General features: G+C 63.1%; 20 protein-coding genes. 13 read left to right on the top strand and 7 right to left on the bottom strand.

From position 1 onward, the window contains the following. Nucleotides 1-51 precede the first annotated feature (51 nt). From gyrB to QFZ41_RS09855, 6 genes are all read left to right on the top strand, one after another. Nucleotides 52-2,496 carry a DNA topoisomerase (ATP-hydrolyzing) subunit B gene (gyrB, locus tag QFZ41_RS09880; protein WP_429198604.1) on the top strand — a complete coding sequence of 815 codons (2,445 nt, stop codon included), beginning with the start codon at nt 52-54 and terminating at the stop codon, nt 2,494-2,496. Nucleotides 2,497-2,781: 285 nt separating this feature from the next. Further along, nucleotides 2,782-4,083, top strand: a complete 1,302-nt coding sequence (locus tag QFZ41_RS09875) for a tetratricopeptide repeat protein (protein ID WP_429198603.1) — start codon at nt 2,782-2,784, stop codon at nt 4,081-4,083. A 260-nt stretch (nt 4,084-4,343) separates the two neighbouring features. Beyond that, nucleotides 4,344-4,946, top strand: a complete 603-nt coding sequence (locus QFZ41_RS09870; RefSeq protein WP_429198602.1) for an energy transducer TonB — start codon at nt 4,344-4,346, stop codon at nt 4,944-4,946. A gap of 52 nt (nt 4,947-4,998) precedes the next feature. Continuing rightward, complete coding sequence (locus QFZ41_RS09865) at nt 4,999-5,769, top strand: MotA/TolQ/ExbB proton channel family protein (protein ID WP_429198601.1); 771 nt, start codon at nt 4,999-5,001, stop codon at nt 5,767-5,769. 11 nt (nt 5,770-5,780) lie between these two features. Beyond that, nucleotides 5,781-6,194 (top strand): ExbD/TolR family protein, encoded by a 414-nt coding sequence (locus QFZ41_RS09860; protein WP_072323402.1) that lies wholly within the window; start codon nt 5,781-5,783, stop codon nt 6,192-6,194. Nucleotides 6,195-6,200: 6 nt separating this feature from the next. After that, nucleotides 6,201-6,605 (top strand): ExbD/TolR family protein, encoded by a 405-nt coding sequence (locus tag QFZ41_RS09855; protein WP_306848550.1) that lies wholly within the window; start codon nt 6,201-6,203, stop codon nt 6,603-6,605. Between the two features lie 270 nt (nt 6,606-6,875). Here the strand turns inward: QFZ41_RS09855 and QFZ41_RS09850 are convergent, their stop codons facing one another. Further along, nucleotides 6,876-7,619, bottom strand: a complete 744-nt coding sequence (locus QFZ41_RS09850) for a pyridoxine 5'-phosphate synthase (protein ID WP_429198600.1) — start codon at nt 7,617-7,619, stop codon at nt 6,876-6,878. A 137-nt stretch (nt 7,620-7,756) separates the two neighbouring features. Then, the gene (locus QFZ41_RS09845; protein ID WP_429198599.1) at nt 7,757-8,386 is read right to left on the bottom strand and encodes a 4'-phosphopantetheinyl transferase family protein; all 630 of its coding nucleotides are present in this window, start codon (nt 8,384-8,386) and stop codon (nt 7,757-7,759) included. A 254-nt stretch (nt 8,387-8,640) separates the two neighbouring features. Here QFZ41_RS09845 and QFZ41_RS09840 point away from each other — a divergent pair, with 254 nt between their 5' ends. Then, a complete protein-coding gene (locus tag QFZ41_RS09840; RefSeq protein ID WP_429198598.1) occupies nt 8,641-12,126 on the top strand; it encodes a hybrid sensor histidine kinase/response regulator in 3,486 nt (1,161 codons plus the stop codon). A gap of 1 nt (nt 12,127) precedes the next feature. On the opposite strand, the gene QFZ41_RS09835 is transcribed toward QFZ41_RS09840, so the two are convergent. Both QFZ41_RS09835 and acs read right to left on the bottom strand, forming a co-directional pair. Beyond that, complete coding sequence (locus tag QFZ41_RS09835; RefSeq protein WP_429198597.1) at nt 12,128-12,796, bottom strand: response regulator transcription factor; 669 nt, start codon at nt 12,794-12,796, stop codon at nt 12,128-12,130. A gap of 3 nt (nt 12,797-12,799) precedes the next feature. Continuing rightward, a complete protein-coding gene (acs, locus tag QFZ41_RS09830) occupies nt 12,800-14,740 on the bottom strand; it encodes an acetate--CoA ligase (protein ID WP_429198596.1) in 1,941 nt (646 codons plus the stop codon). A 166-nt stretch (nt 14,741-14,906) separates the two neighbouring features. Between acs and QFZ41_RS09825 the strand changes: the two genes are divergently transcribed. From QFZ41_RS09825 to QFZ41_RS09815, 3 genes are all read left to right on the top strand, one after another. After that, entirely contained in the window at nt 14,907-16,382 is a 1,476-nt protein-coding gene (locus QFZ41_RS09825; protein WP_429198595.1) for a hypothetical protein, read from the top strand. A gap of 12 nt (nt 16,383-16,394) precedes the next feature. Further along, on the top strand, nt 16,395-18,059 hold the full coding sequence (locus QFZ41_RS09820; RefSeq protein ID WP_429198594.1) for an MFS transporter: 1,665 nt from the start codon (nt 16,395-16,397) through the stop codon (nt 18,057-18,059). Nucleotides 18,060-18,395: 336 nt separating this feature from the next. Next, nucleotides 18,396-19,097, top strand: a complete 702-nt coding sequence (locus tag QFZ41_RS09815) for an MgtC/SapB family protein (protein WP_429198593.1) — start codon at nt 18,396-18,398, stop codon at nt 19,095-19,097. Nucleotides 19,098-19,107: 10 nt separating this feature from the next. Here QFZ41_RS09815 and QFZ41_RS09810 read toward each other — a convergent pair whose 3' ends face one another. Continuing rightward, entirely contained in the window at nt 19,108-19,884 is a 777-nt protein-coding gene (locus tag QFZ41_RS09810; protein WP_429198592.1) for an alpha/beta fold hydrolase, read from the bottom strand. Between the two features lie 183 nt (nt 19,885-20,067). On the opposite strand from QFZ41_RS09810, the gene QFZ41_RS09805 reads away from it, so the two are divergent. From QFZ41_RS09805 to QFZ41_RS09795, 3 genes are all read left to right on the top strand, one after another. Further along, nucleotides 20,068-21,132, top strand: coding sequence for a PA0069 family radical SAM protein (locus tag QFZ41_RS09805; protein ID WP_429198591.1), 1,065 nt, complete (start codon nt 20,068-20,070; stop codon nt 21,130-21,132). A 233-nt stretch (nt 21,133-21,365) separates the two neighbouring features. Further along, nucleotides 21,366-23,249, top strand: coding sequence for a M61 family metallopeptidase (locus tag QFZ41_RS09800; RefSeq protein WP_429200214.1), 1,884 nt, complete (start codon nt 21,366-21,368; stop codon nt 23,247-23,249). A 74-nt stretch (nt 23,250-23,323) separates the two neighbouring features. Further along, nucleotides 23,324-23,617 (top strand): hypothetical protein, encoded by a 294-nt coding sequence (locus QFZ41_RS09795; protein WP_429198590.1) that lies wholly within the window; start codon nt 23,324-23,326, stop codon nt 23,615-23,617. Nucleotides 23,618-23,639: 22 nt separating this feature from the next. Here QFZ41_RS09795 and QFZ41_RS09790 read toward each other — a convergent pair whose 3' ends face one another. Continuing rightward, on the bottom strand, nt 23,640-24,224 hold the full coding sequence (locus QFZ41_RS09790; protein ID WP_429198589.1) for a methyltransferase family protein: 585 nt from the start codon (nt 24,222-24,224) through the stop codon (nt 23,640-23,642). An 18-nt stretch (nt 24,225-24,242) separates the two neighbouring features. Further along, the gene (locus QFZ41_RS09785; RefSeq protein WP_429198588.1) at nt 24,243-25,151 is read right to left on the bottom strand and encodes a LysR family transcriptional regulator; all 909 of its coding nucleotides are present in this window, start codon (nt 25,149-25,151) and stop codon (nt 24,243-24,245) included. Nucleotides 25,152-25,265 lie beyond the last annotated feature (114 nt).

Genomic DNA, 25,265 nt, shown 5'->3' with positions numbered 1-25,265 from the left:
CCTTTCCGCGCCGCATCGGGGCCGCTCTATGGCGCCATCACCAGGCATCGCATGAACGAACCTCTCGATCCGACGAATTCGAACGCCTACGACTCCGGCAGCATCAAGGTCCTGAAGGGCCTTGATGCCGTCCGCAAGCGCCCGGGCATGTACATCGGCGATACCGACGACGGTACGGGCTTGCACCACATGGTGTTCGAAGTCGTCGATAACGCCATCGACGAAGCCCTTGCCGGTTACTGCGACTACGTCACGGTCACCATCCATCAGGACGGATCGGTGAGCGTGGCCGATAACGGCCGCGGCATCCCGGTCGACACCCATCCGGAAGAGGGCAGGTCCACGGCCGAAGTGGTCATGACCGTGCTCCACGCAGGCGGTAAGTTCGACGCGAACTCCTACAAGGTTTCGGGCGGCCTCCATGGCGTCGGTGTTTCCGTGGTCAACGCCCTCAGCTCCAGGCTCTGGCTCACCATCTGGCGCGAAGGCAAGGAACATCGCCAGGAATATGCCCACGGCGAGCCGGTAGCTCCGATCGCCGTCACCGGCGACACGAACCGTCGCGGCACCATGGTGCGCTTCCTGCCCAGCCCGGCCACGTTCACCAGCAACATCGAATTCCACTACGACATCCTGGCGAAGCGCTTGCGTGAGCTGGCCTTCCTCAACTCGGGCGTCACGATCGAACTGGTCGACGAACGCAACGAGCGAAAGGACATCTTCGCGTACGAAGGCGGCATCAGGTCCTTCGTGCAGCACCTGGCACAGCTGAAGACCGCGCTGCACCCGACCGTCATCAGCTTCAGCTCGCAGATCGATGGCATCACCGTCGAACTGGCGATGCAATGGACGGACGCGTACCAGGAAACGATGTTCTGCTTCACCAACAACATCCCGCAGCGCGACGGCGGCACCCATCTCACGGGTTTCCGCGCCGCGCTGACGCGTACCCTGCAGAACTACATCGAAAAGGAAGGCCTGGCCAAGAACGCCAAGGTCGGCCTGTCCGGCGACGACATGCGTGAAGGCATGATCGCGGTGTTGTCGGTGAAGGTGCCGGATCCGAAGTTCTCGTCGCAGACCAAGGACAAGCTCGTCTCCAGCGAGGTGAAGACCGCGGTGGAGCAGGTGATCAACGAGAAACTCGCCGAGTTCCTCCTCGAACACCCGGCCGAGAGCCGCAACATCGCCTCCAAGGCCGTCGACGCCGCCCGTGCGCGTGAAGCGGCCCGCAAGGCTCGCGAGATGACCCGTCGCAAGGGCGCCCTCGACATCGCCGGCTTGCCGGGCAAGCTCGCCGATTGCCAGGAGAAGGACCCGGCGCTGTCCGAACTGTTCCTGGTCGAGGGTGATTCCGCAGGTGGTTCGGCCAAGCAAGGCCGCAATCGCCGTACGCAGGCCGTCCTGCCGTTGAAGGGCAAGATCCTCAACGTGGAGAAGGCCCGCTTCGACAAGATGATCTCGTCCGCCGAAGTCGGCACCTTGATCACCGCGCTGGGCACGGGCATCGGCAAGGACGAGTACAACCCGGACAAGCTGCGCTACCACCGCATCATCATCATGACCGACGCGGACGTGGACGGCTCGCACATCCGCACGCTCCTGCTCACCTTCTTCTACCGCCAGATGCCCGAATTGATCGAGCGTGGCCACGTCTACATCGGCCTGCCGCCGTTGTACAAGGTGAAGCAGGGCAAGCAGGAGATGTACATCAAGGACGATACCGTCCTGAACGAGTACCTGATCTCCAGCGCCGTGGACAACGCATCGCTGATGCCGGAAGAGGGTGCGCCGGCCATCGATGGGGTGACCCTGGAGAAGTTGCTGCGCGACTACCAGACCTCGCTCGACCAGATCGCGCGCCTCAGCCATCGCTTCGATACCGTGACCCTCACGGCGATGATCGAGCACGTGCCGATGGAAGAGGGCCTGTGGTCGGACGCGGCACGGATGCAGTCCTGGCTCGACGGTATCGCGCAACGACTCAGTGCGAGCGGTCTGGGCAAGCCGAGCTACGCCCTGCGTTTCCGCCCGGCCCTCAACGAGCAGCAAGGCGCGGCGATCGAAGTCGAGCGCATGCAGCATGGCCTCAGCCATACCTGGATCATGCCGCAGAGCTTCTTCAGCGGTACGGAGTTCCGTGCCATCCAGTCCATCTCGCAACAGCTCGCCGAACTGCACCTGCAGCCGGGCGCGGTCGTTCGCCGGGGCAACGCATCCCGCGGCGTGCTCAGCTTCGCCGAAGTGCGCAACTGGCTGCTCGACGAAGCGAAGAAGGGCCGTACCATCCAGCGCTTCAAGGGCCTGGGCGAAATGAATCCGGAGCAGTTGTGGGAAACCACGGTGAATCCGGAGACCCGTCGCATGCTCCAGGTGGGAATCGAAGACGCCGTCGCGGCGGACCAGATGTTCTCGATGCTGATGGGCGAGGCGGTGGAACCCCGTCGCGACTTCATCGAAGCGAACGCGCTGAAGGTCGCGAACCTCGACATCTGAGGACGCCTTGCCACCCCCGGTGGGACGGAAAGAACGCCCGGTCGGCAGCGACCGGGCGTTTTTTTGTACTCCGTCACAATTCCACGTAACGGGGATGAAAATGCCGTTTTCAAGGCAACCTTTTACCTATAAATCTGTAAGCCCCAACATTCTTCTAACAAGTGGTTGTTTTGGTTGGAATTTTTTCTTGCACTGCGACTTGTTCTTAGGAATCGAATCGGGTTAACCTCTGTAGTCCCCCGGAGCACGTCACTGTGCGACGACTCCTTCAACAGAGGTCAGTCAATGAAACAGGGTTCCTTCATCAAGATGGCGCTCGCTACTGCGATCGCACTTTCCCTTGTCAGTGGCGCCGCGGTTGCTCGCGATACCGCTCCCAAGGACAAGAAAGAGGCGCTGTATCCGAACGCCACTCGTACGGAGCCCAAGCTCGACCTCAAGAGCGAGAAAGACCAGAAGGCCATCAACGAAGGCCTGGACGCCGCCAACAATGGCGAGAAGGACAAGGCACTGCAGATCCTGCAGCCCCTGGCCGACGGCTCGGCTACCAGCAGCAAGTACGCGCAGGCGCTCGCGCTGCAGGGCATCGCGAACCTCAAGTACAACGATGGTGACGTGAAGGGTGCGATCACCACGTTGAAGCAGGCGCTCGATATCGGCGTCATGCCGAACGACACCTACTTCCAGCTGAAGTACATGTACGTGCAGTTCCTCGTCGCCGACGAGCAGTACGCTCCCGCGCTCCAGGCACTCCAGGAATGGCGTGCCGAGGGCAAGAAGGAAACCGCCGATTCGTATGGCCTCGAAGGCAATATCGACTATCGCCTGGAGAAGTACCCCGAAGCGATCGCCGCGATCACCAAGGCCAAGTCCATGCCGGACGCGAAGCCGCAGGGTTCGTGGGACCAGATCCTCGCCGCCAGCTATGCCGAGACCGGACAGGGCGACAAGGCCGCCGATCTCGCCGCCGCCGAACTGGCGAAGAACCCGAACGATCCCACCGCGCTGAACAATGCCGCCTCGGCCTTGATCCAGGCGCAGAAGTACCCGGAAGCGATCTCGCTGATGGAGAAGGGTCGTGCCGCCGGCGCCTTCAAGGACGAGAAGCAATACGTGAACCTCGCCAAGGTCTACCTGATCGACGGCCAGGACCATACCGACCGCCAGGAAGCCAACGCCGCGAAGGCTGGCCAGGTGCTCGAGGACGGTCTCGCCAAGGGCGTCGTCAAGCCCAGTGCCGAGGTCTACAAGCTCCAGGGCGACGCGGCGATCACCGGCGGCAACACGAAGGCCGCGCTGGCCGCCTATCAGAAGGCCGCCCCGCTCGCGAAGGATGGCGAGGTGACGCTGAGCGTCGCGCGGCTCCAGCTACAGGAAAACAAGTACGGCGAGGCCAAGAAGGCCGCGACGGACGCCATCAGCAAGGGTGTGCAACATAAGGGTCAAGCCTACATGGTGCTCGCGGAAGCCGAGCGTGGTCTGAAGAACAAGCCGGGTGCCATCGCCGCCATGAAACAGGCAGCGCAGGATCCGGAAACGTCTGCCAAGGCCAACGCCTGGTTGAAAACCGCAGGTACCGGCAAGTAAGTGTTTGTAAAGTCCCGGAAGTGGGGGGTTGTGAAGAGCCGTAAATCCTCCCTTCAGGTGTCTATACAAACACCAAATGCTGGTGTAACTTGCATATCTTTCCGCTTGCAGAAACCTGCGTTTTCGGCAATGTCAACACGCCGAGCGCCGGAAGAGCAGTGCGGGCTCACTTCCGCTTGATTAGCTCTTGATAGTGACTGATGGCCTCAAGTAACGAATCAACCGGCCAAGCGCCGTTCAGTTGGGGGCGCACAAGTGCGTTGGCAGTAGCCATTGCACTGCACTCGTTTGCCTTCCTGCTGCTGGTCGCGCCGATGGCGCCGCCGAAGTCGCAGGAAAAGCAGAAAGAGAAGGTGGTACAGGTCGATTTCATCGAACCGCCGCCGCCGCCCCCGCCTCCTCCGCCGCCGCCGCCGGAACCCCCTAAGCAGCCGCCCCCGAAAATCATCCAACAGGTGAAGCCGCCTCCGACACCTCCGCCGCCGGCCCCACCGCCGCCGGCTGTCGAAGAGGCGAGCACGAATGCTGTTCCGGCACCGCCGCCGGCGCCTCCCGCGCCGCCAGCACCGCCGGCCGACATCGCACCTAGCGAGAATCTGTCGTACCGTCAGCGTAATCCGCCAAAGTATCCGCCGCAGGCGGTTCGCCAGCGGCATGAAGGTACGGTGGTACTTCTGGTCCTCGTGGGTGTCGACGGTGCACCGAAAGACATCCAGATCGATCAGTCCAGCGGTTTCCGCGAACTGGACAAGGCAGCGCAGGATGCGGCAAGGAACTGGCGATTCAACCCGGGCAAGCGAGGCGGTCAGGCCGTCGAAGGCTATGCACGTGTCCCCGTTACGTTCAACCTAAACCAGCTGTAAGTTTCCTCGACTTACTGCTCCGTTAATGTTTGATTTCCCCAAGGGTAGCGTTATGTTGCAAGACACCTCCGCTCAGCCTGCTAATCCAGGTCAAAACTCCAACGCCGACGCCCTCAAGCAGATGGGCTTCGACCACCTGATCCACAACTTCGACTTCCTCGGTTGGATCGTGTTCGTGGTGCTGGTCGCGATGTCCGTGCTCTCGTGGTACTTCATCGTCGCCAACTTCATCCGTAACAGCATGGTGCGTGCGCGCGCCGACAAGGTCATCCAGGGTTTCTGGAACACCTCGTCGACGCAGGAAGCCATTCGTATGCTCGAAGAGCAGCCGAAGGGCGAACCGTTCTCGAAGATCGCTCTCGATGCCGCTTCGGCCGTCGCCCACCATCAGGCAGCTGCCGGTGGTCGCCTCGCCGAGACGTTGTCGCGTTCGGAATTCATCGATCGCGCCCTGCGCCAGGCCGTGGCTCGCGAGAGCCTGCGTCTGGAAGGCGGCCTGACCCTGCTCGCCACGGTCGGTTCGTCGGCTCCGTTCATCGGTCTTCTCGGTACGGTGTGGGGTATCTACCACGCGCTGATCGGTATCGCCGCTTCGGGCTCCGCGTCGATGGACAAGGTCGCCGGCCCCGTCGGTGAGGCGCTGATCATGACCGCGTTCGGTCTGTTCACCGCTATCCCGGCCGTGCTCGCGTACAACTTCTTCATGCGCTCGAACCGCCTGACGTACGCCCAGTTCGACGAATTCGCGCACGACCTGCACGACTTCTTCGCCACCGGCGCCCGCGTCGAAGGCAATGCGCCGGTCGCACCTGCCAAGAAGTGAGGAACTGACCCATGGCTATGAGCAGCGGGGGCAACAGTGGCGGTCCGATGTCGGAAATCAACGTCACGCCGCTCGTCGACGTGATGCTGGTTCTGCTGATCATCTTCATGATCACGGCACCTCTGATGTCCCATAAGGTCCAGATCGATCTGCCGAAGGCTAATCCGAACGTTAAGGATGACACCCCGGTCGAACCGATGGATCTCGCGGTCAAGCCGGACGGTACGTACTTCCTCAATGACGGTGAAGTCAGCGAGGCTGAACTGAAGGCCCAGTTCGCGGTTGCGGCGGCGAAGTCGCCGCAGCCGGAACTCCAGATCCGTGCGGACCGCACCACCGAATACAAGGTGGTAAAGAAGATCCTTGGCGACGCCAAGGATGCCGGCATGGTCCACGTCGGCTTCATGTCGACTGGCAAGGAGTAACGAACCATGGCATTCAGCTCAGGCAACTCCGGTGGCCCGATGTCGGACATCAACGTCACGCCGCTCGTCGACGTGATGCTGGTGCTCCTGATCATCTTCATGATCACGGCTCCGATGCTGTCGCATAAGATCAAGATCGATCTGCCGCAGCCGAACCCGAACATCGTCAACCCAGAGAATCCGCCGGATCCCGTCCGGCTGCAGATTCGCCAGGATGGCTCGCTGTACTGGAACGACACACCGGTCGACGAACTGGGCCTCAAAGCTCAGATCGCGGTGATCGCCCAGCAGTCGAACCAGCCGGAACTGCAGATCGACGCGGATGACGCGGTTCAGTACGAGGTCGTGGCACGCGTGCTCTCCGACGCGAAGGGCCAGGGCCTGACCAAGATCGGTTTCGTCAACAACTGATCGCAACGGTCGTCCGGTAACACCGAAAACCCCGCCTCACGGCGGGGTTTTTTTTCACGCGTGATCGGGCGTGCCGGGATGCCTTGGTGGTGGAGGCCCGGGATGCCTTGGTGGTGGAGGCTTTGGTGGGAGCCGACCCTGTCGGCGATCCCGCGGCAGCGGGCCAGGTTACGGCGAGCACCCATCGCCGACAGGGTCGGCTCCCACCAAAGCTCTCCTACCGAGGCTATCGGTTCCCTACCTGGAGTCGTCTGGCCCTGCCTGTTGCGATCAGGAAAGGATGTCGAGGTACGCGCGGACAGTGTTCGCCAGGCCCTGGTACAACGCTTCGCCGATCAAGGCATGGCCGATCGACACTTCGGCAAGGCCGGGAATGGCCGACTTGAACGTGCCCAGGTTCGCCTGGCTGAGGTCATGACCTGCGTTCACCGCGAGCCCTGCCTGTTGCGCACGCGTGGCGGTATCCGCGAACGAGGCGAGTTCCGCTCGGGCATCGCCTTTCGCGAAGGCCGCAGCATAAGGCCCGGTGTAAAGCTCGATACGCTGGATGCCGATCGCCTTTGCCTGTGCGAAGCCCTCGCCTCCCGCGTCGACGAACACGCTGACCCGGCAACCGAGTTCGCGGAACGCGGCCACCACGGGCTTCAGCAGCTCGATGTCCTTGGTGAGGTCGAAACCGTGGTCTGACGTGATCTGGCCGTCGCCGTCCGGCACCAGGGTGACCTGGGTCGGCCTTACTTCGCGGGCGAGTGCGATCAGCCCGGGATACGGGCCGCGGGGGTCCGCGAAGGGGTTGCCCTCGATGTTGTATTCGACGCGGCCGCGCAGCAGACCGGCCAAGGTGCGCACATCGTCGGGGGTGACGTGGCGCATATCCGGGCGCGGGTGCACGGTGAGACCACCGCAACCCGCATCGATGCAGGTGTTCGCGGCGGTGGCGATATCGGGTTCATCGCCCCCACGCGAATTGCGCAGCACGGCGATCTTGTTGAGGTTGACGCTGAGTAGGGTCATCGACGGTCCATAAAAAAACGCACGCTGCCATTGCAACGTGCGTAATGACTGTCATCCCAGCATAACTCGCCACGTCCCTGTGGCGCACTCCACGGTCACACACACGTTCAATGAGACACGGCCCACGGGGAAAAGGTTCAAAGCGGAAATGTGAAGACGCGGACGCTTCGTTCATGACCGCGCCACGCCACGGCGGACACCAGTCCCTCGCCCTGGTCCAATGGACGGACGCACCACGTGGACGCAGGTCCAACATCGCCGTCGAAGCGGTCGGGGACAGCGCCGAGGGCAGACAAACGGAACGACACGCGGTGCAACCCATAGGAAAGGCCGCCGCCGTGCGCCTTGAGTACGGCTTCCTTGGCCGTCCACAACGTGAGGAAGCCGCCGAGTCGCTCCGCTTCGGGCAAGGCTTCGAGCATGGCCGTCTCACCCGGTGCGAAGAATCGCTTAGCCAGTTCCAGCGCGCGGGCGCGCGGACGCACGGTTTCGACGTCCACGCCCACTTCGAAACCCGCCGGTCCACGCCCTACCGCCAACACGGCCGTATCGCCGCTGTGCGACCAGTTGAAGCCCAAGGTGTCGAAGGGGGGCGGAAACCGGGGTTTTCCGTGTTCACCGCGTTCGATGGGGCGCGCGCCGGAGCCTGCATAACCGGTGAGCAGGCTGGCGAACGCAATCTCTCCGGCGCCGCCGGACCAGCGGGCGCGCCAGATGTGGATTTCATCGTGATCCAGAACGGGTACGGTGGGCGGAACGTCGCTCATTCGGCTGATCGTGCTTTGAATGGGGGCTTGGGGCAAGCGGGAGTGTGGCGCGGGCGGCTTCGGAAAATGGTGGTGCGGCTGTCCAGGTACATCGTTCCGGAATATCGCCGACAGGGTCGGCTCCCACCAGGTAGCGGTAACCAGGTGGGAGCCGACCCTGTCGGCGATGCTCCTGCGGCAATTCAAGGCACGGATCGGCAACACGCACCATCAGGCCCTAGAATGTCCCTCGTGTCATATGGGGAGCGCCATTCGTGATCGCAGGCTGGCTTTTGCTGCTGGTATCGCTGCTCTATGTGGGCTTGCTTTTCGCGATCGCCTACGTGGGAGATCGCCGCCCGCTCTATCCGCGACAGCCGAAGTTGCGTCCCGTCGTCTACAGCCTGGCGCTGGCGGTCTACTGTTCCTCGTGGACGTTCTATGGCGCGGTCGGCACCGCCGCGCGTTCCGGCTTGTCCTACCTGCCGATCTACCTCGGGCCGCTGCTTCTTTTCGTCCTCGGATTCGGCTTGCTCGAACGCCTGGTGCTCGTGGCCCGCGAGCGCAATATAACGTCGATCGCGGACTTCATCGCGGCACGTTTCGGTAAATCGCATGGCCTCGCGGCGCTCGTCGCCATCATCGCCGTCGTCGCGATCATTCCGTACATCGCGCTGCAGTTCAAAGCTGTCGCCATGTCGTTCTCCGTGCTGGGATCGGGCAGTACCGCCTGGTGGTTCGGAGACACCGCCTTGTGGTGCGCCGCCCTGCTCGCCGTCTTCGCCATCCTGTTCGGCACCCGCAACATCGACGCTACCGAACACCACCACGGCATGATGCTCGCCATCGCCGTCGAATCCCTGGTGAAGCTGCTCGCCTTCGTCGCCATCGGAGTCTATGCCTACATGCATGGGCCGGGCATCGTCGAAACGATGCGTGGCCCGATGCTCCAGGTCGAAAAAGGCAGCATGCCGCCCGGTTTCGTCGCACAGACCCTGCTGGCGTTCTGCGCGATGTTCTGCCTGCCACGACAGTTTCAGATCGGCGTCGTCGAGTGCGAAGACCCACGCGATCTTCGCCGTGCGCGCTGGTTCTTTCCGCTTTACATGATCCTGATATCGGTGGCCGTGCTGCCGATCGTCAGCGCCGGCCTCGGCCTTCCGCAGGTGACGCAGGGCCACGTGGACGCATGGGTGCTGAACCTGCCTATCGCGCTCGGCGACAACGGCATGGCGCTGCTCGCCTTCGTCGGTGGTTTCTCGGCGGCGACCGGCATGGTCATCGTCGCCGCCGTGGCACTCGCGACCATGATCAGCAACGACCTGGTCATGCCCGCCTTGCTGCGCGTGAAACGCTTCGACCTGGAGCGCCGCGGCGATCTCTCCAACATCGTGCTCCTGGTGCGGCGCATCGCCATCGTCGCCCTCGCCGGCCTCGCATACATGTACTACCGCGTGATCGCGGATGCGGAAAACCTTGCCGCCACCGGCCTGCTCTCGTTCGCGGCGGTCGCGCAATTCGCACCGGCGATCGTGTCCGCGTTGTACTGGCGTGGGGCGAGCCGCGTCGGCGTGTATGTGGGATTGCTGGCGGGTTTCGTCGTCTGGGCGTACACCTTGCTGCTTCCCGCGATGACGCGTGCGGGATGGTTGCATCCCGCGTGGATGGACGAGGGTCCGTTCGGTATCGGTTGGTTGAAACCGACCGAGCTGTTCCACCTGTCGGGTTGGGAGTCGGTCACGCACGGGACGTTCTGGTCGTTGCTGTTCAACGTCGGCTGCCTCATCTTCATCTCGCTGCGCTTCCGCCCGAGCGTGGCCGAGCGACTGCACGCGGCACTCTTCGTCGATCCTTTCGTGCGCAGCGCGACCGGCGCCGGCGATTGGCGCGGCCGGGTGACCGTGCGCGATCTCGGCACGATCGCCGGCCGCATCGTAGGCGACCGCGTGACGGTGCGCGCGTTCAATGAATACGGCCAACGTCACGGCGTGACGCTCTCCCCCACCGACTCCGCCGATCGTCCGCTCATCCAGTTCACCGAGCGCCTGCTCGCCAGCGCCGTTGGCGCGGCAAGCGCGCGCCGCATCCTCATGGGTGCCCTGTCCGGAACGGGCCTCGACATCGCGGAAGCCATGGCGCTCATGGATGAAGCATCGCAGGAACTGCGCTTCAACCGCGAACTGTTGTCGACGACGCTGGAGAACGTTTCGCAAGGCATCAGCGTGGTCGACGGTGAAATGCGGCTCGTCGCGTGGAACCGCCGCTACCTGGAACTGTTCGATTACCCGGAAGGGATGGTGTACGTCGGGCTACCCGTGGCCGACCTGATCCGCTGGAACGCCGAGCACGGCGAATGCGGTCCTGGTGAAGTGGACGAGCACGTGGCCAAGCGCGTCCGCTACATGCGCGCCGGTTCACCCCACGTGTTCCAGCGAGTGCGGCCGGACGGCACCGTGATCGAAATGCGCGGACGCGCCCTGCCAGGCGGCGGCTTCGTAACGACCTTCACCGATGTCACGGCGTACAAGTCGGTGGAGCAGGCCTTGATCGACGCAAACGAAACGCTCGAGCAACGTGTGGACGTGCGCACGGCGGAACTGTCCGAAGCCCTGACTGCCACGGCGATCGCACGACGCGAAGCGGAAGCGGCCAACGCATCGAAGACGCGTTTCCTCGCGGCGGCCAGTCACGATCTTCTCCAGCCCCTGAACGCCGCGCGCCTCTTCACTTCCGCGCTTCGGCAACACCCGGGCCTCGACAGCGAAGCGGCGCAGCTGGCGGAGCGCATCGATGCCTCGTTCCGGGCGGCGGAAGATCTGCTGGACGCCTTGCTCGACGTGTCGCGGCTCGACGCCGGCAGCTACCGTCCGGAGATCGCGCCCTTCGCGCTGGCCGACTTGTTCGATTCGTTGCGTCAGCAATTCGCCGTTGTCGCGGAACAGCGCGGGTTGACCCTGCATGTCGTGCCGACCTCGCTGTCCGTACGCACCGATGCGCAGCTGCTGCGCCGGATCGTGGCGAACTTCCTTTCCAACGCCTTGCGTTACACCCGCGCCGGCGGCGTCGTGCTGGGTGTCCGCCGAAACGGCGAACAGGTACGCATCGAGGTCTGGGATAGCGGCCCGGGTATCGCCGACGAACAGCAAGCCCGGATCTTCGGCGAGTTCCAGCGACTGGAACGACCCTCGCCCTGGGGCGAAAAAGGCCTCGGCCTCGGCCTTTCGATCTGCGACCGTCTCGCGGGAATCCTCGGCCATCCGCTAGGCCTGCGTTCGCGCGTTGGCCATGGCAGTTGCTTCAGCATCTCCGTGCCGCGCACCGAAGCGGTGTCGCGCAAGCGCGCTCCTGCCGTGGTGCGTCCGGGTGGCGGCGAACAGTTGCCGCTCACCGTGCTCTGCCTGGACAACGACGAGACCATCCTCGAGGGCATGCGTGCGCTGCTCGGGCGCTGGGGCGTCGATTGCCGCGTGGCGGTCGACCTCGACACCGCGCTGGAAATTCTCTCCGCGACGCATGTCGACCTGATCCTCGCCGACTATCATCTTGGCGATGAAATGGATGGGCTGGAAGCATTGCACGTGTTAGGCACGAAGATCACGCCGATGCCGCCGGCAGCCATGGTCACGGCGGACGGCAGCACGGAGCTGAAGCAGCGCGCACGCACCCTGGGTTATCCGCTGTTGCACAAACCCGTACGCCCTGCCGCCCTTCGCGCGTTGCTCGTCGCACTGGCCAAACGAACTGGTACGCACGCGGCCTGAATCAACCTTCCTGGGATACGCTCGGGAACGATTCCTTCTCCACGTCCAGGTGGCTTGCCGCCAGCGCGACCTGTGTTCGGTTGGAGACGCCGAGCTTGCGCATGATCGCCGTCATGTGCGCCTTCACCGTCGCTTCTGACACGCCCAGGTCGTACGCGATCTGCTTGTTGAGCAAACCCTCCGCGATCATCGTGAGCACGCGGAACTGCTGCGGCGTGAGCGATGCCACGCGGGCGGCCACGTCGGCCTCATCCGCTTTCAGTTCCACGCTGCCACCGACCAGCTGATGCGGCAGCCATACGTCGCCATCGAGCACGGCGCGCACCGCCTCGACGATCTGTTCCACCGCCGCCGACTTCGGGATGTACGCGGATGCGCCATGTGCGAGCGCACGCCGGGCGATCTGCCCTTCCTCGTGGCCGGACACGACGATCGTCGGTAACCCCGGGTACTGCCCGCGAATATGCGCGAGTGCCGAGTAACCCCGTGCGCCCGGCATGTGCAGGTCCATCAACAGCAGGTCCGCGTCGGGCAGGGATTCGATCAGGGCGAACAGCGCGGGCACACTGTCGGCGGTGTGCACGGTGGCGTCCGGCAGCGCCGCCAGCACCGCACGCTGCAAGGCGTCGCGAAACAGCGGATGGTCGTCTGCGATCAGGACATCGGACATGGGCTATTTGATCAACCGTTCTTCCACGAGGTTCTTCACCACGCCCGGATCCGCCAGCGTGGACACATCGCCCAGTTGATCGGGCTGGTTCTCCGCGATCTTGCGCAAGATGCGGCGCATGATCTTGCCCGATCGTGTCTTCGGCAGGCCCGGCGCCCATTGCAGGTGATCGGGCGCGGCGATGGGACCGATCTCCTTGCGCACGCCAGCGATCAATTCCTTGACCAGTTCGTCGCTACCGGTTTCCCCCGCATTGAGGGTGACGAAGGCATAGATGCCCTGGCCCTTGATGTCGTGCGGGCAACCGACCACGGCGGCTTCCGCCACTTTCGGATGAGCCACCAGTGCGCTTTCCACTTCGGCGGTACCGATGCGGTGGCCGGACACGTTGATCACGTCGTCCACGCGGCCGGTGATCCAGTAGTAGCCATCCTCGTCGCGACGCGCACCGTCGCCGGTGAAGTAGTTGCCCGGATAGGTCTTGAAGTAGGTGTCGATGAAGCGCTGGTGATCGCCATAGACGGTGCGCATCTGCCCCGGCCACGAGTCCGTGATCACCAGGTTGCCGCTGCAAGCGCCTTCCTGCGGCCGGCCTTCGGCATCGACGATGGCCGGCACGATGCCGAAGAACGGCAGGGTCGCCGAGCCCGGCTTAAGGTCGGTCGCACCGGGGAACGGCGTGATGAGGAAGCCGCCGGTTTCCGTCTGCCACCAGGTGTCCACGATCGGGCAGCGCTCGTCGCCCACCACGCGGTAGTACCAGTTCCATGCCTCGGGGTTGATCGGCTCGCCCACCGTACCGAGCAGGCGCAGGCTCTTGCGCGAGGTCTTTTTCACCGGGCCTTCGCCCTCGCGCATCAGCGCACGGATCGCCGTCGGTGCCGTGTAGAACAGGGTGACCTTGTGCTTGTCGACCACCTGCCAGAAGCGGCTGAAGTCCGGGTAGTTCGGCACGCCGTCGAACATCACCACGGTGGCGCCATTGGCCAGCGGGCCATAGACGACGTAGCTATGGCCGGTGATCCAGCCCACGTCGGCCGTGCACCAGTAGATATCGTCCTCGCGCAGGTCGAAGGTCAGTTCGTGCGTCAGGCTGGTGTAGACGAGGTAGCCGCCACTGGTGTGCAGCACGCCCTTGGGCTGGCCGGTGGAGCCGGAGGTATAGAGGGTGAACAGCGGATCCTCCGCGTTCATCGGCTCGTAGGCGCAGTCGGTGGACTGCCCTTCCATCAGCGTGTGGTACCAGCGGTCGCGCGGCGACTGCAGGTTGATGGCACCGCCAGTGCGGCGCACCACGATCACGGTTTCCACGCTGTTGGTGCGCGGCCGGGTCAGCGACTCGTCCACGTTGGCCTTGAGCGGGATCTTCTTGCCGCCACGGCAGCCCTCGTCGGCGGTGACGATCAGCTTGGCACCGGAATCGGCGATGCGGCTGGCCAGGGAATCGGGCGAGAAGCCGCCGAACACCACGGAGTGCACCGCGCCGATGCGTGCGCAGGCGAGCATCGCCACGGCCGCCTCGGGGATCATCGGAAGGTAGATCACCACGCGGTCGCCCTTGGCCACGCCCAGGTTCTTCAGCGTGTTGGCGAACTTGCATACCTCGGCGTGCAACTCCCGATAGGTGATGCTGCGTGACTCGCCAGGATCGTCGCCTTCGAAAATGATGGCGGTCTTGTCGCCACGCTGGTCCAGATGCCGATCGAGGCAGTTGGCCGAGACGTTGAGCTGGCCGTCCTCGTACCAGCGGATATGCAGGTCGGCCGGGTCGAACGACACGTCCTTGATCTTCGTCGGCGGCACGATCCAGTCCAGCCGCTCGCTCATCTCCTTCCAGAAGCCCTCGGGATCCTGGATGGAACGCGCGTACATGCGCTCATAGTCGCCCTTGCGGACGCGCGCCTGGGCGGCGAAGGCGGGATCGACCGGATGGATATCGGACATGCTTGCTCCTGGAGACGAGGGTGCGTGGGGCTATGCCTGAAGTTTAGCCTCGCGGCGCAACATAAAGCTGCGACTCCGCTACGACTTTGGTCGAGGTTCGACCTTTGGCGAATGGCACCCCACCCGGGTGTGTCACATGCTCAGCTCGCCAATGGTTGGGGAGACCATGATGAAGACGATCCGTTCCGGTGGCCGCAAGGCCATCGCCCTGAGTGTGGCCTGTGCCCTGATGCTGCCCATGGCGGCGGTGCCGGACACGGCCCACGCCCAGTCCAAGTCGAAGAAGGCGTCGAGCCGCGAAGCGGAACTCGAGTCCAGGGTGAACCAGCTCGAGCAGCAACTCGCCGAGCTGAAGGCCATGATCCAGGAGCAGAAGGCCGCCACCACGCAGGCCACGGCCACGGCGCAAGCCGCGCAGACGCAGGCGCAACAGACCGACGACAAGGTCGCCAAGGTCGAGAAGACCGTGGCCGCGGTACCGGCCAAGCCCACGTTCACCTCGGCGCCCGGCGTATCCGTGGCGCTGCACGGCTTCATCAACGCCAACGCATTCACCCAGAGCAAGGGATACACCTTCGGTAACGGCGCCAACGCCGAGTACCCGATCCCTGGCCAGGGCGGCCGGGTAAACGATTCGCTCAGCGGCGTGGACGTACGCAATACGCGCTTCTGGCTCGACTTCACCGGCGCCAAGTTCACCGAGAACTGGGGCGGTGGCGGCCGCATCGAGATGGACTTCTTCGGCGGCTTCAACGGCACCGGTCCTTACAGCCAGCAGCAGCCGACGCCACGCCTGCGCCAGGCATACATGGACATCACCAACGCGAACACGGGCACCACCTTCCGCGTGGGCCAGATGTGGGACCTCATGTTCCCGCTCGACTATATCCCGCAGTCCCTCTCGCATATCGCCTTCCCGCTGGGCTACGGCACCGGCGTCATCGGTTGGCGTTATCCGGGTGTCATCTGGATGCAGGACCTCAATCATGGTTCCACCGGCACCAAGTGGCGCTTCGACCTCGCCGTGCTCGAAGGCAGCTGGAACGGCCCCGGCCTGACCACGAACTACCTCACGGCGGGCAACGCGGGCTTCAAGCCGCAGGTCGAAGCGAGGATCACGGCGAAGGGCAGCAACTGGCAGGCCTTCGCCGCCGGCCATTACAGCAAGATGGACCTGCACGGCGTGGACGGCACGGTGGTCACACCGATCAAGAGCAACATCAAGAGCACCGCATTCGAAGTGGGCGGCATGTGGATGCCGGGCAACTTCATCGTGAAGAGCGCTCTCTATACGGGTAACGCCATCGGCCAGATCTTCGGCGACCTGTCGCAGTTCGGCGACATCAAGGACAAGGGCGGTTACCTCCAGGTCGGCTACAAGTTCACCCCGAACTGGAGCGTCTATGGCTTCGCCTCGGCCAGCAAGCCCGACGAGGGCGACGTGCTGCGCTGGCGCGCGCCGAACACCGCCGGCTTGCTGAAGAACCGCCAGCAGGCACTCAGCCTGCAATACACCGCCGGTTCGTACGACCTCAGCGTGGAATGGATCCATTCCAATCTCGATTCGACCACGACCAATGGCCTCGGCAGGCAAAAGACGTCGGCGAACGAGTTCACCCTCAACGGCAACTACCGGTTCTGATTGGAGACCGATATGGCGACTACCGCAGGCGGCCTTCGAGCCGACGGCACGATTGGAACCAGCCACAAGCGCGTGATCTTCGCGTCCAGCCTTGGCACGGTTTTCGAATGGTATGACTTCTACCTTTATGGATCGCTCGCCGCGATCATCGGCAAACAGTTCTTCACCGGCCTGAACGAGACCAGCCAGTTCATCTTCGCGCTGCTCGCCTTCGCCGCCGGTTTCGCGGTGCGCCCGTTCGGCGCGATCGTGTTCGGTCGTGTCGGCGACCTCATCGGACGCAAGTACACGTTCCTGATCACCATCGTCATCATGGGTACCTCGACCTTCCTGGTCGGCGTGCTACCCGGCTATTCGACGATGGGTGTGCTCGCGCCGGTCCTGCTCATCCTGTTGAGACTGCTGCAAGGCCTGGCGCTCGGCGGCGAATACGGTGGCGCGGCCACCTATGTCGCGGAGCATGCGCCACAGGGCAAGCGTGGCCTGTACACCAGCTTTATCCAGATCACCGCGACCTTCGGCTTGTTCCTTTCGCTGCTGGTGATCCTGGGTACGCGTCTTGGCCTGGGTACCGAAGCGTTCGAAGCCTGGGGCTGGCGCATCCCGTTCCTGATCTCGGCGGTGCTGGTCGGTGTGTCAGTGTATATCCGGTTGCAGTTGCAAGAGTCGCCGGTATTCAAGCAGATGAAGGCCGAGGGCAAGCAGTCGAAGGCGCCGCTCACGGAGGCTTTCGGCCAGTGGAAGAACCTCAAGCTGGTGATCTTCGCCCTGCTCGGTGCAACCGCCGGCCAGGCCGTGGTCTGGTACACGGGCCAGTTCTATTCGCTCTACTTCCTGACCCAGAGCCTGAAGATCGACGGCACCACGGCGAACCTGTTGATCGCCGCCGCGCTGCTCATCGGCACACCGTTCTTCGTGTTCTTCGGTTGGCTTTCCGACAAGATCGGTCGCAAGACCATCGTGCTGGCCGGTTGTCTGATCGCCGCGCTGACGATGTTCCCGATCTTCAAGGGCCTCACCCACTTCGGCAATCCCGCCGTGGAAGCCGCCGCCGCCTCGGCACCGGTGGTGGTCACCGCCGATCCGAACGCGTGCACTTTCCAGTTCGATCCGGTCGGCAAGAAGACCTTCACCAGTTCGTGCGATGTCGCCAAGAGCGTTCTCGCGAAGAAGGGCATTCCGTATAGCAACGCGGAAGCGCCGGCGGGTACGCTGGCCACGGTGAAGATCGGCGACGAAGTGATCGAGTCGTTCGAAGGCACGGGGCTGGACAAGGCGGCGTTCACCGCGCAGAGCAAGGATTTCACCGCGAAGGTGGCGGCGCAGGTCAAGGCCGCCGGGTATCCGGAAAAGGCCGACCCGGCGCAGTCGAACTACCCGATGCTGGTGTTGTTGCTGGCGATCCTCGTGCTCTACGTGACGATGGTCTACGGCCCGATCGCCGCATGGCTGGTGGAGATGTTCCCGACGCGTATCCGCTACACGTCGATGAGCTTGCCGTACCACATCGGCAATGGCTGGTTCGGCGGATTCGTACCGACCATCGGCTTCATGCTGGTGGCCTGGAAGGGCGATATCTACTACGGCCTCTGGTATCCGGTGGCCGTGGCGCTGATGACTTTCATCATCGGATTGTTCTGCGTCCGCGAAACGAAGGATGTTCCGCTGGAGCATTGAGCCGCGCTGCGTCGTAAGTGATACAAGCCGGCGGCCGCAACGCCGCCGGTTTTTTTCGGTGGGAGCCGACCCTGTCGGCGATCCCGCGGCAGCGGGCCAGATTGAGGCAAGCCCCCATCGCCGCTGAAGCGGCTTCCCACCACAGCATCGAGTAGACCGGTTAGGAATACCTCTGTGGGACTTGGAGCAGACCTGTGGGAGCCGACCTTGTCGGCGATCCCGCGGCAGCGGGCCAGATTACGGCAAGCACCCATCGCCGACAGGGTCGGCTCACCAGGGCATCTATAGCTGCCGCAGGTCACGGCGTCTTTATCGGCTGCGCCGTACGCTGGCTTCATGAGCCTCGACCCCCTCGACATCTTCCTTCGCCTGGCCACCGCCGCCGTCCTGAGCGGCATCATCGGCCTCAACCGTGGAAGGCTGGAATGGACCGCCGGGCTGCGCACGCACATGCTCGTCGGCGTGGGAGCCGCGCTGGCCATCGTGGTGTCCGCCTTCGGTTTCGCCGAGGTCATCAGCGAGCCGCATGTGGTGCTGGACCCTTCGCGAATCGCCGCCCAGGTCATCAGTGGCGTCGGCTTCCTTGGTGCGGGCACGATCCTTTTCGTGGAACGGGACCAGATCGTGCGTGGCCTCACGACGGCCGCGAGCTTGTGGGCCGTGGCATCGGTGGGGCTTGCCGCCGGCAGCGGCCTCTATGTGGCGGCCGTCATGGCCACCGCGATCATCTGGGTGATCCTCGCCTTGCTGAAACCGGTGGAACGGCGCTTCACGGGGAGAAAGGGTCGACGGCCACGTCTGGTTGCGAGGCTGACCGGCACGAACGCATTGGCCGCGTGCGAAACGGCGCTCGCCGAACAGCACCTGCCGTTTACCAAGACGGTGCTGCGTCGCGAAGAAGATGGCGACGATGTCGTCACCATCTTCTTCGCCAAACCCGTCCGCCACGATCAGCTTGCGGCGCTGGCCGATGTGTTGCGCCAGGTGGACGGGCTCAAGTCGGTGAGTTATGACTCACCGGACCTCGCGAAACGCTAGCGTGTCTCGCTCAGTCGCCCTTGGCGGCCTTTTCGATCAGGCTGGCCACATCCTTCGGGTGCGAGATCATCACGACGTGTGAGGCCCCCTTCACCACCACGGTCTTCTTCGACTTCGCGCGCTCGGCCATGAAGGCCATCGAAGCCGGCGGAATGTTCTTGTCCGAGTCGCCGTAGATGTGCCACGACGGGATGTGCTTCCACGCCGCCGCGGTTTCGGTTTCATTCAAGGCCGACGCGGTGATCGGGCGCTGCTCGGCGGCCATCACGGTGGCCTGCTTCACCGGGAGGTCACCGGCGAACTGCGCCGGGAACTTGTCCTGCTGCACGTAGAGATCCTTGTCGCCGTTCGACAGATCCACCGGCGGTGCCAGGGCGGGACCGAGCGTGCTGCCGGGGAACTTGCCCGAGAGACTCGCGGCGGATTCGCCCACTTCCGGCGAGAAGGCGGAAACGTAGACCAGAGCCTTCACGTTGTCCTGCCCTTCGGCCGCCTCTGTGATCACCGAGCCACCGTAGGAATGGCCGACCAGCACCACGGGCGACTTGATGCCCTTCACGACGTCGGCGATATAGGCGGCGTCGGACTTCACGCTACGCAGCGGGTTCGCTGCGGCGACCACGGTGTAGCCGTCCTTGTGCAGTTGTTCGACAACACCGTTCCAGCTCGAGGCATCGGCGAAGGCGCCGTGGACGAGGACGACGGTGGGCTTGTCGGCAGCGAAGGCCGCCGGGCTGGCGGCCAGGGCAGCCAGGGTGGCGAAACGAAGTAGCGAGCGGTGCAGCATGGGCGGAATCTCCTTAAGGGGGACGGGCATCGGGCACGTTGGCCGACGATGGGCGTCGATTGGAGCACCCGCCAGCGGGGGCTTTCTTGTCGCATTCACGCTCGGCCTTACCATTGCCGCCGCCGTATCGCGCCATTTGAGACGATGGAGTCGTACATTTGTACAATGTCAGACCCGATCCCCATGATTCGCCAGCACAAGGGCCGCGGCGCCGCCTCGAACCCGGAAGGCCGCTTCGAAACCACGCGCTTCCAGGCCGAGGATGACGGTTGGCACCGCGAGGAAGACGAGCACCGGCCCGCCACGGAAGTGCGCGAGGAACTGGCGCGCAGTGTCATCACGCGGAACGATTCCCCGGACGTCGGTTTCGAGCAGGCGACCAATCCTTATCGGGGTTGTGAGCACGGCTGCATCTATTGCTATGCGCGTCCCTCGCATGCCTACCTCAACCTCTCGCCCGGCCTCGACTTCGAGACCAAGCTGTTCGCCAAGACCAACCTGGAGGAAATCCTCCGCGCGGAATTGTCCAAGCGAAGCTATGTATGCAAACCGATCAACATCGGCAGCAATACCGACCCCTATCAGCCGATCGAGAAGAAGTGGCGTCTCACTCGCGCCGCGCTGGCGCTGCTCAACGAGTGCAATCATCCGTGCACGATCGTCACGAAGAACGCGTTGATCGAGCGCGACCTCGACATCCTCGTTCCGATGGCCGAGCGCAAGCTGGTGCAGGTGTTCCTCTCGATCAACTCGCTGGATAACAAGCTGGCATCGAAGCTGGAACCGCGTGCGAGTGCTCCACATCGGCGGATGAAGGCGGTGGAGACGTTGGCGAACGCGGGTGTTCCCGTGGGTGTGCTCGTTGCGCCGATCATCCCGGCGCTCAACGAGCGCGACCTGGAAGCGATCATCGAACAGGCGGGTACGGCTGGGGCGAACTCGATCGGTTATACGTGCGTGCGCTTGCCGCATGAGCTCAAGCAGCTCTTTCGCGAGTGGTTGGAACTGCATTACCCGGATCGCGCGGCGCATATCATCAGCCTGATCCAGCAGATGAATGGTGGGAAGGATTACGACTCTAACTTTGCGACGCGGATGCGCGGGCAGGGGGTGTTTGCGGACATTATCCGCAAGCGGGTGCAGGTGGCGATGCGGAAGGCGGGGTTGGATCGGGCTTGGGATACGGTGTTGGATACGTCGGGGTTCGTGGCGCCTAGGGTAGTTTCGCCTCAGGGCGAGTTGTTCTGACGAGGTGGCGACCTCAGAGCCCATTATCATCCGCGATGACCGCACGCCTCGCCATGTTCAAGGACGGCTTCACCGTCATGAAATCTACTCAGCCGGTCTATGATGAGCAGCGACGCATCGTTCGCATGGCGCCCCTCTCCACTCACCGCGAGTTCTTCATGCACCCAATCACTCCTGCTGGTTCGCCGGCTACCACAAGCCGTAAGTTATTGCGCCCTGTCGTAGCCCTGTCGATGGCGCTCGCAGCGATCACGGCCGATGCTCAACAGCCGGTTTCTGATCAAGTCCCACCCCCGCAGGATTCGCCCTACGTCGGAACGTTGACTATCCATGTCGACGCCAACGATACCGTACAGGGCATCTTCCGCGTCCACGAAACCATTCCGGTGAAGGCAGGCGCGTTGACCCTACTATACCCGCAGTGGATTCCCGGCGATCACTCACCGACCGGCCCGATCGCGATGCTCGCCGGCCTCAAGCTCCGCGCCAATGGCAAGCCACTCGCATGGAAGCGCGACGAGTACAACGTCTACGCATTCCACCTCGACGTACCTGCGGATGTCTCCACGATCGACGCGGAATTCCAGTACCTGTCGGAGCGCGAAGACAGCGCGGACTTCGAGATCACCGACCGCATGATGGCCATGGAATGGAGCAAGGTGGCGCTATATCCAGCGGGCTACTATTCGCGCCGCATCACCTTTGCGCCCAGCTTGACGTTGCCGCACGACTGGCAGCTCGGTACCGCCTTGGAAACGGCTTCGAAGTCGGGCGATACCACGACCTTCAAGCCTGTGACATTGGAGAACCTGGTCGATTCGCCGGTCTACGCAGGCCAGTACTTCAAGCGCGTCGCGCTCAATCCGGGGGACAAGGCGCCGGTGTATCTGGACGTCGTCGCCGACGAGCCGAAATACCTTGAGATGTCACCTGAGCAGATCACGGTGCATCGCGCGCTGGTGACACAGGCGGTGAAGCTCTTCGGATCGCACCATTACGATCACTACGACTTCTTGTTCTCGCTATCGGATCAATTGGCTGGCAACGGTACGGAACACCATCAGTCCAGCGAAGACGGCCTGGGTGCCGACTACTTCACGGCGTGGAAGGATGCAGCGTCGGAGCGCGACCTGTTGGCTCACGAGTACACGCATTCGTGGAACGGCAAGTTCCGTCGCCCGGCTGACTTGTGGACGCCCAACTTCAACGTACCCATGGGCGATTCGCTCCTGTGGGTCTACGAGGGCCAGACCCAATACTGGGGTTTCGTGCTGACCGCACGCGCCGGTATGTGGACGCCGCAACAGTTCCGCGACGGGTTGGCCATGGTCGCGGCCAACTACGAGCGCAACCGCGAGGGTTTCCACTGGCGCACGCTCGAAGACACCACCAACGACCCGACCGTCGCGAGGCGCTCGGCCCTGCCTTACCGAAGCTGGCAGATGAGTGAGGATTACTACAGCGGCGGTCAGCTGATGTGGTTGGCCGTCGACGCCAAGCTGCGCAACCTGACGCACGACAAGCAGTCGCTCGATGACTTCGCACGCGCGTTCTTCGGTGTCGACAACGGTAGTTACGTGCCCAAGACGTACACGTTCGACGACGTGGTGGCGACCCTGAATGGTGTCGCCAAATACGACTGGGCAAGCTTCCTGAACGCGCACGTCAATACGCTGAATCCGCCACTTCAGGACGGCCTCGCCGCCACGGGCTGGAAGCTGGTCTACGACGAGAAGGAAAGTGAGTACGAGAAGCAAGCGGACGGACGGCCCGAATCCTCCCGCCATCTACTCAACTTCACGTGGTCGATCGGCCTGACGATGACCGACAGTGGCAAGGTGAACGATGTGCGCTGGGATGGCCCTGCGTTCAAGGCGGGCGTGAGCACCGGCGCCACCGTGGTCGCCGTCGACGGCAACACCTATTCGAAGGATGCCCTGACCAGCGCGATCACCGCCGCCAAGGACAGCAAGACACCCATCGTGCTGACGGTGAAGTACCAGGGCCGTTTCCGTACGATCCCGGTGGACTATCACGGCGGTCTGCAATACCCGCACCTGGTGCGTATCGAAGGTACTTCCGACTACCTGAGCGAGATCATCGCCGCGCGCAAGTAATGTGACACTTTTATTGGACAGAGGTGGACAGCGGCTCGTCGGTAGTGCCGCTGTCCCAAGGGAACAAGGAGAACGTGATCAACACGACTAAGCTAGTCAACGTGGCTTTAGCGCTAGCACCCCTCGGCTGGCTGCTAGCGTTCTACGGCGTGATGTCTCAGCTTGGCGATCCAGCGCCGATGGCCTCACGTTCTTTCATTGAGAGCCATAGACATACCTCGATCATCATTCTGCTGATCGGGGTCATGTGCCTGGTTGCCTCACTCTGGCTTTCAGGTCTCTCATTCACGTTGGCCAGGAAGCGTTCCATGTTGGTTGCGAGTTTTATTGTGATTCCAACCATCGCAATCATCACCGAGTTGTACTGATGGAGCGCGAACCTGTGAGGCTTTAAAGAATCCCGGGAATCAATGCCTTCGTACGTCTCTTGTACGCGGCGTACGTCTCACCGAATGTTTCCCCAAGCATCCGCTCCTCCATCCGTAGCTTTCGCCAGAACGACGCGAAGAGTATCAAGATGGCGACTATCCCTCGGACGTCGCCTTCCTTCGCTGCGGTTCCGATGAAGGCGATCAGGATACCGGTGTAGATGGGATGGCGAATGTATCGATACGGCCCAGCCTCCACAAGTTCGTGGCCGCGCTTTATTTGGACGACGCTGCTCCAGTTGCGCCCCAGTAGTACGCGCGACCAGATGGCCAGGCCCACCCCCACGACGACGATTACCAGCGAAACGGCGAACACGGGCACCGTATGCGGCACGATGCCCTCGCGCAACCACGTGTGACCGAACCAGTCGCCCGGCCCGAGTAGCCCGAACGCCACCACCAGTGGTATCCAATAGAGCAGCATTCGGGTATGCCACGGCTCACCGCGCGCGGCACTTTTGTTACCCCTCGAACCCCATATCCACCACGCCAACAAGACCCACCAGGCGGCACTGATACCTTGTTTCAGCCAGTCTTCGGTCGACAACGGTTCGTTCTCCTTGTTTCAAGTGATTTCCTCAGCGGCCTCGACACAGAACTCGACGAACTTTTCGACCTTGAGCGGCGTGAACTTCCTCGAGGGCCAAACGATGTACAGCGGAAAGGTTTCGCCCGGCCATTCAGGAAAAAGGTCCACGAGCGTGCCACGGCGCAGTTCTTCTTGCACACTGATCGCTAGCGCCTGAGTGACTCCACCCCCAGCCAAACACGCACCGATCTTCGTATCCACGTCGGAGAAAGTCTGTTTGCCGACCGTGCTGACGGGAAGTGTCTCCCCAGCACGCTGAAACTCCCATTCGAAGGGGCGGCCGCTCTGGGGATCCACGAATTGCAGGCAGTTGTGGTTGGTTAGTTCCGACGGATGAGCAGGGCGTCCAAATTTTTCCAGATAGGCGGGCGATGCCACCGTAAGCACGCGCGTCTCGAGAAGGCGGCGAGAAATCATGCTCGATGACGGCTGGGCGCCGAATCGAACGGCGACATCCACTCCATCGGCATTCAAGTCGCCGGTGTCCGAATGCTGGCTGATATGAAGGTCGACAGCCGGATAGCGCCGGGCGAACTCGGGCAATCGCGAGCTCAGGACATGGCGCGCGAATGCAGCCGCCACGCTAACGCGAAGTAGTCCGGTGACCTCCGACGCGTCGCGTGAAGCAGCCGTTGCGGCTTCCTCGATAGCCGCCAGATGAGGCGCTGCCATCTCATACAAGCGGCTCCCCTCCGCCGTCAGCTTCAGCGCACGGGTCGAGCGGGCGATAAGCCGGACAGCCATGCGCGCTTCCAGGCGTGAAATGGCCCGGCTCACCCCCGAAGGGGAGAGGCCCAGAAGCGTGGCCGCCCGCGTGAAGCTGCCGTGTTCCACCACGGCGGCGAGGATGGTCACACCCGAAAGCAAGCGCGCGTCGATGGGCATGGGTGCACTCTTGAAAAAATGCAAAGAAAGCTTGACCGACTTGCATCTAATCACAGGTGGTCCGCCGCGGCTACAGTTGATCGTCGGCAAGGCCTTCCCAGACAAGCCTTGCCA

The organism is Luteibacter sp. W1I16 (assembly GCF_050434905.1).
Taxonomy (GTDB): domain Bacteria; phylum Pseudomonadota; class Gammaproteobacteria; order Xanthomonadales; family Rhodanobacteraceae; genus Luteibacter.
The sequence above is the reverse complement of the archived record's forward strand: the minus strand, read 5'-3'. Positions and strand labels throughout refer to the sequence as shown.

Bases quoted from the DNA above. Each gene is read 5' to 3' on its own strand.
- QFZ41_RS09820 (WP_429198594.1), top strand. From the start codon at position 16,395: ATGGCGACTACCGCAGGCGGCCTTCGAGCCGACGGCACGATTGGAACC.
- QFZ41_RS09855 (WP_306848550.1), top strand. From the start codon at position 6,201: ATGGCATTCAGCTCAGGCAACTCCGGTGGCCCGATGTCGGACATCAAC.
- acs (WP_429198596.1), bottom strand. From the start codon at position 14,740: ATGTCCGATATCCATCCGGTCGATCCCGCCTTCGCCGCCCAGGCGCGC.
- QFZ41_RS09860 (WP_072323402.1), top strand. From the start codon at position 5,781: ATGGCTATGAGCAGCGGGGGCAACAGTGGCGGTCCGATGTCGGAAATC.
- QFZ41_RS09825 (WP_429198595.1), top strand. From the start codon at position 14,907: ATGATGAAGACGATCCGTTCCGGTGGCCGCAAGGCCATCGCCCTGAGT.
- QFZ41_RS09805 (WP_429198591.1), top strand. From the start codon at position 20,068: ATGATTCGCCAGCACAAGGGCCGCGGCGCCGCCTCGAACCCGGAAGGC.
- QFZ41_RS09785 (WP_429198588.1), bottom strand. From the start codon at position 25,151: ATGCCCATCGACGCGCGCTTGCTTTCGGGTGTGACCATCCTCGCCGCC.
- QFZ41_RS09850 (WP_429198600.1), bottom strand. From the start codon at position 7,619: ATGACCCTACTCAGCGTCAACCTCAACAAGATCGCCGTGCTGCGCAAT.
- QFZ41_RS09875 (WP_429198603.1), top strand. From the start codon at position 2,782: ATGAAACAGGGTTCCTTCATCAAGATGGCGCTCGCTACTGCGATCGCA.
- QFZ41_RS09815 (WP_429198593.1), top strand. From the start codon at position 18,396: ATGAGCCTCGACCCCCTCGACATCTTCCTTCGCCTGGCCACCGCCGCC.
- QFZ41_RS09845 (WP_429198599.1), bottom strand. From the start codon at position 8,386: ATGAGCGACGTTCCGCCCACCGTACCCGTTCTGGATCACGATGAAATC.
- QFZ41_RS09800 (WP_429200214.1), top strand. From the start codon at position 21,366: ATGGCGCTCGCAGCGATCACGGCCGATGCTCAACAGCCGGTTTCTGAT.
- QFZ41_RS09810 (WP_429198592.1), bottom strand. From the start codon at position 19,884: ATGCTGCACCGCTCGCTACTTCGTTTCGCCACCCTGGCTGCCCTGGCC.
- gyrB (WP_429198604.1), top strand. From the start codon at position 52: ATGAACGAACCTCTCGATCCGACGAATTCGAACGCCTACGACTCCGGC.
- QFZ41_RS09835 (WP_429198597.1), bottom strand. From the start codon at position 12,796: ATGTCCGATGTCCTGATCGCAGACGACCATCCGCTGTTTCGCGACGCC.
- QFZ41_RS09865 (WP_429198601.1), top strand. From the start codon at position 4,999: ATGTTGCAAGACACCTCCGCTCAGCCTGCTAATCCAGGTCAAAACTCC.